The following is a 6,862-nucleotide window of genomic DNA, read 5'->3' as shown; positions in this document are numbered from 1 at the left end:
AAGAACACGCACACACCATCACTTCTGGCTCACTCGCCAGCCGCTCCGGGGCAACCGTTCCATCTTATCCTACCAGCCTCACCGGCGCAAGCCGAGACGCTGATCAGAATCTAACCGGGATGGAAGCACCACCGTACACGACGGTGAACTTCCGATTTACCAGGCGCCTGCGTCCAACCTCGTGTCCCCCGCCTTCCGGCCGGGGTCGGTGTCCGTGTCGCTCTGACCTGGAATAAGTTACGCGAAGGGAAACAAGAACACCAAATCGCCAGGTCAACGCTGCGAAACGCCGATTCAGGGCACCCAGTACTTGGCAGCCAGCTCCTCGATCACCACATCACCGTCCGAGGCCTGCTCCAAAGCCGCGAGGTCGGCGTCGATGGAAACCAATCGTGGATCGTCCCCCTCCGCCTCCTGGACTGGGTGCCCCCCGTCCTCGGCCAGCTGGCGCAACAGCTTCTCGCGCACCCGGTCCTTCAGCGAATCGCTCATATCGAAATCATGACCGCGCGGCGGTGGGTTGTCGAGAGTGCACCGAACTCATTCCTCGGTCTCGTCCGGCGCCTTCACATTGTCGCTCTTGCCGAAGACTCGCAGCGCGGTCGGAATGAGGACGATCAGCGCGCCCAGGATCGCGATCAACGAAAAGACCTGCATTGCCATCTGTGAACCGACTCTCTGTTTCGTGCCCGCGGCGACCAGGTGTCAGACCGGCGCGAGCCAGCTTCCCCAAGATGTGTTCCTGGTGACGGTAAACGCCGCAAGGAAAATGAGCACACCGACTGTCACTCGCGGACCGAACACGATCGTGCGATCGCGTCGTCCTCGCCAACGGCGACGTGCCCATCCGATCCAGGCGAAGACCATCACCGCGATGAACGGGACGATCAGAACATTGCCGGCCACAGCCGCGCCGATGTCGAGGTTGGTGAGGTCGTGCACCGCCCTCAACCCACCACAGGCCGGGCACCACCACCCGGTCAGGGCGTAGACCGGACAGAAGCCGTACGAACCGGGCTCGTGCGGATCCCGGAAGTGGAGGATCGCGGCGGCGACAACGGCGCCGGCGGCCACAGCGGCGGGCGCATCGAGTGCACGGAGACCGACCGCCGGCGTCGTCGGAGTTCCGCTCTGGGTGTCCACGTGTCCAGTGTTCACGATTCTTCCGGTCTCCGGTGCCGACAGTCAGTCGGGAAGCGAGTAGTCCAGCCACAGACGGTGGGTACCGTCCTCGTCGACGCGGATCCCACCCGCACCGGCAAGTCCCGCCAAGCCTCCGGTACCGCTGCTCGGAACGATGTGCAGCGCCATTGCCTCGACCGTGCTGTCCGACAGCACCTGCATGTGCAGGAAGGCGAAGGAGCCGGCGACACCGTCGATCGAACCTTCGAAGCTCTCCCACGCCGCGTAGGCGCCCGCACTCTGATCCTCGGTGAGACCGCCGACGAATCTGGTGACCGACCGGCCCTCGATGTCGCCGGAGAAGTTCTTCACCATGTCGATGTCGCCCGGGGTGACGCCGGTGGCGACGGACGGAGACCAGTCCCGCGGGCTGAAATCGCTGACGTCGAACGTGCTGGCGGCATGACGAGTGGACATGGTGTGCCTTCCGGGACGGAGAAGTGAGTCGCCCCAGCATCGCGGGAGCGGTCCCGAACTTCTTGTACATATCCGACACGGCGAAGGTGTCCCGACCCCGGAGACGACTCTGGCCCTTCCCGACTGATCGGGAAGGGCCAGAGGACCGCTGAGCTGCCTGAGAGAATCGAACTCTCGACCTTTTCATTACGAGTGAAATGCTCTACCGACTGAGCTAAGGCAGCGGTGCCTTTCGGCGGTGGCGAGTCTAGCGCCTCAACCCCGAGTATGCGAAAACGGCTCCCTGAACGCGTCGCCGAGAGTGGCCACCATGGCATCGACAGCCCACTGCGGTTTGACGTTGACGGTGATCGCCTCGCGGCACTCGAGGACGGCTTCGATGCACTTCAGAAGGCCTTCCGGGGTTGTTCGCGAGGCGAGGTCGGCCGCGCGATCCGCCATGTCCGGGTGGTTCGCGGCCGCGTTCGACTTCCATGCGACGGCGAGCGCGTCGCGATAGAGACCGGCCAGATCGATCAGTGCACGATCGAGTGCGTCACGGCCCGTGCGAGTGGCCCGGGACTTCTGGCGCTTCTCGAGATCCTTCAGCACGCCGGCCGAGCCTCGCAGGGCTCCGGCAGCACCCTTACCGGTGCCGCCCGCCCCCAGAGCCGTGCGCAACTCCTCGGTCTCCTGCTCGTCCCTGGCCGCGCTCATCTCCTTCGCCTCTGCGTCGGCGGAACGCACCAGTTCCTCCGCCGCAGCGAACGCGGTAGCGGGCCGCAGTGCCGCGACAGCGAGATCCAAAGCGTCCTTACGACGCACCTTGGCGTTCAGATCCGTCGCGAGACGCCGGGCTCGCCCGACGTGACCGCCGCTGATCGAGGCCGCCAGTTGTGCATCGGCGGGATCCAGGCCGTCCCGCTCGCGCAGGACCTTGGCTATGGAGTCGGCCGACGGGGTCACGAGATGGATGTGCCGGCAGCGCGACCGCAGCGTCACGGAGATGTCCTGCGGGTCGACGGAGGGCGCACACAACAGGAACACGGTGCGATCCGGCGGCTCCTCCACCACTTTCAGGAGAGCGTTGGCCGCACCCTCGGTGAGCCGGTCCGCGTCCTCGACGACCACGATCTGCCAACGCCCGGTGCTCGGCCGGCGAGCAGCCGTCTGCACGATGGCACGCATCTCCTTGACGCTGATGCTCAGGCCCTCGGGGACGACTTGCCGGACGTCGCCGTGGGTACCGGCCATCGCGGTGGTGCAGGCGTGGCAGACGCCGCAGCCGGGAACGCCGTCGCTGGTGCATTGGAGTGCGGCGGCGAAACACTGCGCGGCCACCGACCTACCCGATCCGGGCGGGCCGGTGAACAGCCACGAATGCGTCATCGAGGAGCCCATCGCACCGACTCCACGACGGGCGGCAGTCGCAGCGGCCGTCAGCTCGGCCTCGACGTCCTCCTGGCCCACCAACCGGTCGAATACCGTCACCGCGCCAGCCTAACCGGCACGTGCGACAACCCGACCGGCCCGAGGTACCGGCTCACGCCTTCTTGTCCGCTGCCTTCTTCGAGGCCGCCTTCTTGGCCGGCGCCTTCTTGGCGGCGGTCTTCTTTGCAGCCTTCTTGGCGGGTGCCTTCTTCGCGGCGGCCTTCTTCTTGACGGGACCGCGGGCACGCCGATCCGCCAGCAGTTCCGAAGCGCGAGCGTCGGTGATGGACTCCACCTCGTCGCCCTTGCGGAGGCTGGCGTTGGTTTCACCGTCGGTCACGTACGGCCCGAACCGGCCGTCCTTGATCACCATCGGCTTCTCGCTGACCGAGTCGACACCCAGCTCACGCAGCGGCGGAGTGGCGGCGGCCTGACGTCCGCGACGCTTGGGCTCCGCGTAGATCTTCAGAGCCTCGTCGAGGGTCACCGTGAACATCTGGTCCTCGGTGGCGAGGGACCGCGAATCCGTCCCCTTCTTCAGGTACGGGCCGTAGCGACCGTTCTGCGCGGTGATCTCTTCCTTCGACTCCGGATCGACACCCACCACACGCGGCAGCGACAGCAGCCTGAGGGCGTCGTCGAGAGTCACCGTCGCCAGGTCCATCGACTTGAGCAGCGAACCCGTCCGCGGCTTCGGACCCGTGGCCTTCTTCGCTGCCTTCTTCGCCGGCGCCTTCTTGGCAGCCGTCTTGGTCTTGGTCGTCCCGTCGCCCGATTCGTCGGGCACCGGCACCACGGCCGGTTCGGGCTCCGGTTCCGGCTCGGGAAGGATCTCGGTGACGTAGGGGCCGAAGCGGCCCTCCTTCGCGACGATCTCGTGTCCGGTCAGCGGGTCGACGCCCAGCTTGCGACCCTCCTGCGGGGTCGAGAACAGCTTCTCCGCGTACTCCGGTGTCAGCTCGTCCGGCGGAAGGTCGTCGGGCAGGTTGGCCCGCTGCGAGATGAGGTCGCCGTCGGGGTCGTCCGGGTTCTGGACCATCCGCTCGAGGTACGGACCGAACCGTCCGACGCGGACGTGCACTTCGCGGCCCTCGGCGTCGTCGAAGAGCCTGATCGAGTTGACCTCGCGAGCGTCGATCTCCTCGAGGTTGACGCCGACCATCTTCTTCAGGCCGCCTTCACGGGCAACCGAGCCCTCGGCGCCGTGATCGCCGCCGAAGTAGAAACTGCTCAGCCAGTTGCCGCGCTGTTCCCGGCCACCCGCGATCGCGTCGAGGTCGTCTTCCATCCCTGCGGTGAAGTCGAAGTCGACCAACCGCCCGAAGTGCATCTCGAGGAGGCCGATGACGGCGAACGCGACCCACGACGGGACCAGCGCGCTGCCGCGCTTGTAGACGTATCCGCGATCGAGAATGGTCTTGATGATCGACGAATAGGTGGACGGGCGGCCGATGCCCAGCTCTTCGAGGGTCTTGATCAGGCTCGCCTCGGTGTAGCGGGCGGGCGGGTTGGTGGTGTGGCCGTCGGGATCGAGCTTGGTGGCGGTGACCGCCTGGCCCTCGACGAGCACCGGCAGGCGCGACTCGGCGTCGTCGGACTGGCCGCCGGCCTCCTCGTCGACACTCTCCACGTAGGCCTTCAGGAATCCGGCGAACGTGATGGTGCGGCCCGACGCGGAGAAGGTGCACTCCTCGCCGGTGCCCGCGGTTCCGGTGATCCGCAGGGTCAGCGTCGTGCCCCGCGCGTCCGCCATCTGCGACGCCACGGTCCGCTGCCAGATCAGCTCGTACAGGCGGAACTCGTCGGTGTCGAGGCGGGAGTGCAGCTGACCCGGGGTCTGAAACACGTCACCGGCCGGGCGGATGGCCTCGTGCGCCTCCTGCGCGTTCTTGACCTTCCGCGTGTACTGGCGCGGTGTGTCGTGCACGTACTCGGCGCCGTACAACTCGGTGGCCTGCGCGCGGGCGGCAGCGATCGCCGACGACGACAGCGTCGTCGAGTCGGTACGCATGTAGGTGATGTAGCCGTTCTCGTACAGCCGCTGCGCGATGCGCATGGTCCGCTCGGACGTGAAGCGGAGCTTGCGGCCCGCCTCCTGCTGCAGCGTCGACGTCATGAACGGCGCGTACGGCTTGCGGGTGTACGGCTTGCTCTCGGCGGAGGAGACGGTGAGGTCGACACCGGCGAGGGACTCGGCCAGACGCTGCGCCCGTGCCTCGTCCAGAACCGTGACGGTGCTCGTCTTCAGCTGGCCGTCCGCGCCGAAGTCGCGGCCGGTGGCCACCCGGGAGCCGTCGACGCTCACCAGACGCGCCCCGAAACTGCGGGGGCTGGCCTCGGCGCCGGCGTCGAGGGTGGCGGAGATGTCCCAGTAGGACGCCGAGCGGAACGCCATCCGCTCGCGTTCACGCTGCACGATGACGCGGGTGGCGACGGACTGCACGCGGCCCGCCGACAGCCTCGGCATGACCTTCTTCCACAGCACGGGGCTGACCTCGTAGCCGTACAGACGGTCGAGGATGCGGCGTGTCTCCTGCGCATCGACCAGGTCGTTGTCGAGTTCGCGGGTGTCCTCGGCCGCGGCTCGGATGGCCGGCTCGGTGATCTCGTGGAAGACCATCCGGCGAACCGGGATCTTCGGCTTGAGCGTCTCGAGGAGGTGCCAGGCGATCGCTTCGCCCTCGCGGTCGGGGTCGGTGGCGAGGAAGAGTTCGTCGGCGTCCTTGAGCAGGCTCTTCAGCTCCGTGACCTTGGACTTCTTCTCCGGACTGACCACGTAGAGCGGTTCGAAATCATGGTCGACGTTGACGCCGAGCCGAGCCCACGACTCACCCTTGTACTTGGCCGGGACGTCTGCGGCTCCGCGCGGAAGGTCGCGGATGTGGCCGACCGACGCCTCGACCACATAGTTCTTTCCGAGGTACGGGGCGATCTTGCGGGCCTTGGTCGGCGACTCGACGATCACGAGGCGGCGAGGCTGGCCGGACGCTCCCGCCGCACCCTGTGCACTGCCGTTGTCCCCTTTAGCCACCTGTAGCCCGAGCCTTCCTGAAGTCGATCGCTGCCACTCGACAGTTGTGCAGACAAACCCTTTTATACCCGGTTCGCCTATTACTAGAGTGACATACCCGGAACCCATCCTCGCAGATCAGTACCGTCTACGCGGCTCTACACGTGGGGCCAACCGGTACGGTCGTCCAAATTTCCGGGCGCCTCACCGATGCTCTCGACGAGTCTGCCGAGCCTACGCCGACCCGAGATTCGGAGCCCCGGACCGGAGCCCCGGGTGCCGATCAGCGTCGGCGCGATGCCCGCTCTCATCAATGCCTGAGCCAACGGCGCGTGGGTATCCGGGGCGTGCGGATCGAGTCCGAGGACGAACCGTTCCCCCTCCGCTTCGCTCCTGCCCGACGCGAGAGCCCACACCCTCAGCTGACGCCCCGACGGCACCCAGCCGGAGGGCACCGCCTTGACCGCTCCCCTCGTCCACTGGTCCGCGAGCGGCCGCAAGTCGACGACCGAGGCGGTGCGGACCAGCGGGCTGCCCTCGTCGCTGCGCGTGATCTCGACCTCGAGTCCGGCCTGGGCGATCAACTCCGCAATCGCCTCCGCCCGCCACTGGGCGTCGACCACGATCGAGATGCGCGCACGCCCGGCCGATGTGACCACCTGACCCGTCGCGGCGAGAAGACCGCACAGATCGGTGACTGCCGGCGGCATCGCCTCCGCGGAGAAGAAGGAGAGCTGGCTCACTGAAGTACCCCCTTATGCCACGGCACCGTTGCCGTGAAAACGACTCGTCCCCCACCGCCTCAGGCGATGGGGGACGAATCAGACGCGGTCACGGGGACCC

Annotated in this window: 7 protein-coding genes and 1 tRNA gene; all 8 read right to left on the bottom strand. The window is 67.0% G+C overall.

The window, feature by feature from the left end; translation table 11 throughout:
• Positions 1-294: 294 nt before the first annotated feature.
• A complete protein-coding gene (locus QM806_RS12005) occupies positions 295-492 on the bottom strand; it encodes a hypothetical protein (protein WP_005568355.1) in 198 nt (65 codons plus the stop codon).
• Positions 493-540: 48 nt separating this feature from the next.
• Positions 541-663, bottom strand: a complete 123-nt coding sequence (locus QM806_RS12000) for a hypothetical protein (RefSeq protein WP_005248443.1) — start codon at positions 661-663, stop codon at positions 541-543.
• Between the two features lie 42 nt (positions 664-705).
• Positions 706-1,143 carry a DUF2752 domain-containing protein gene (locus QM806_RS11995; protein ID WP_005256154.1) on the bottom strand — a complete coding sequence of 146 codons (438 nt, stop codon included), beginning with the start codon at positions 1,141-1,143 and terminating at the stop codon, positions 706-708.
• Positions 1,144-1,185: 42 nt separating this feature from the next.
• Positions 1,186-1,599 (bottom strand): DUF3224 domain-containing protein, encoded by a 414-nt coding sequence (locus QM806_RS11990; protein ID WP_005256152.1) that lies wholly within the window; start codon positions 1,597-1,599, stop codon positions 1,186-1,188.
• Positions 1,600-1,750: 151 nt separating this feature from the next.
• Positions 1,751-1,823 (bottom strand) — tRNA-Thr (locus tag QM806_RS11985).
• Positions 1,824-1,854: 31 nt separating this feature from the next.
• The gene (locus QM806_RS11980) at positions 1,855-3,069 is read right to left on the bottom strand and encodes a DNA polymerase III subunit delta' (protein WP_005568358.1); all 1,215 of its coding nucleotides are present in this window, start codon (positions 3,067-3,069) and stop codon (positions 1,855-1,857) included.
• A 52-nt stretch (positions 3,070-3,121) separates the two neighbouring features.
• Positions 3,122-6,040 (bottom strand): type I DNA topoisomerase, encoded by a 2,919-nt coding sequence (gene topA / locus QM806_RS11975; RefSeq protein WP_037203507.1) that lies wholly within the window; start codon positions 6,038-6,040, stop codon positions 3,122-3,124.
• Positions 6,041-6,177: 137 nt separating this feature from the next.
• On the bottom strand, positions 6,178-6,762 hold the full coding sequence (locus QM806_RS11970) for a hypothetical protein (protein WP_005248448.1): 585 nt from the start codon (positions 6,760-6,762) through the stop codon (positions 6,178-6,180).
• Positions 6,763-6,862 lie beyond the last annotated feature (100 nt).

The sequence above is a fragment of the Rhodococcus sp. IEGM 1351 genome (assembly GCF_030056875.1).
GTDB classification, from domain to species: Bacteria; Actinomycetota; Actinomycetes; order Mycobacteriales; family Mycobacteriaceae; genus Rhodococcus_F; species Rhodococcus_F opacus.
Note: the sequence above shows the minus strand (reverse complement) of the source record. Positions and strands in the feature narration are given on the sequence as shown.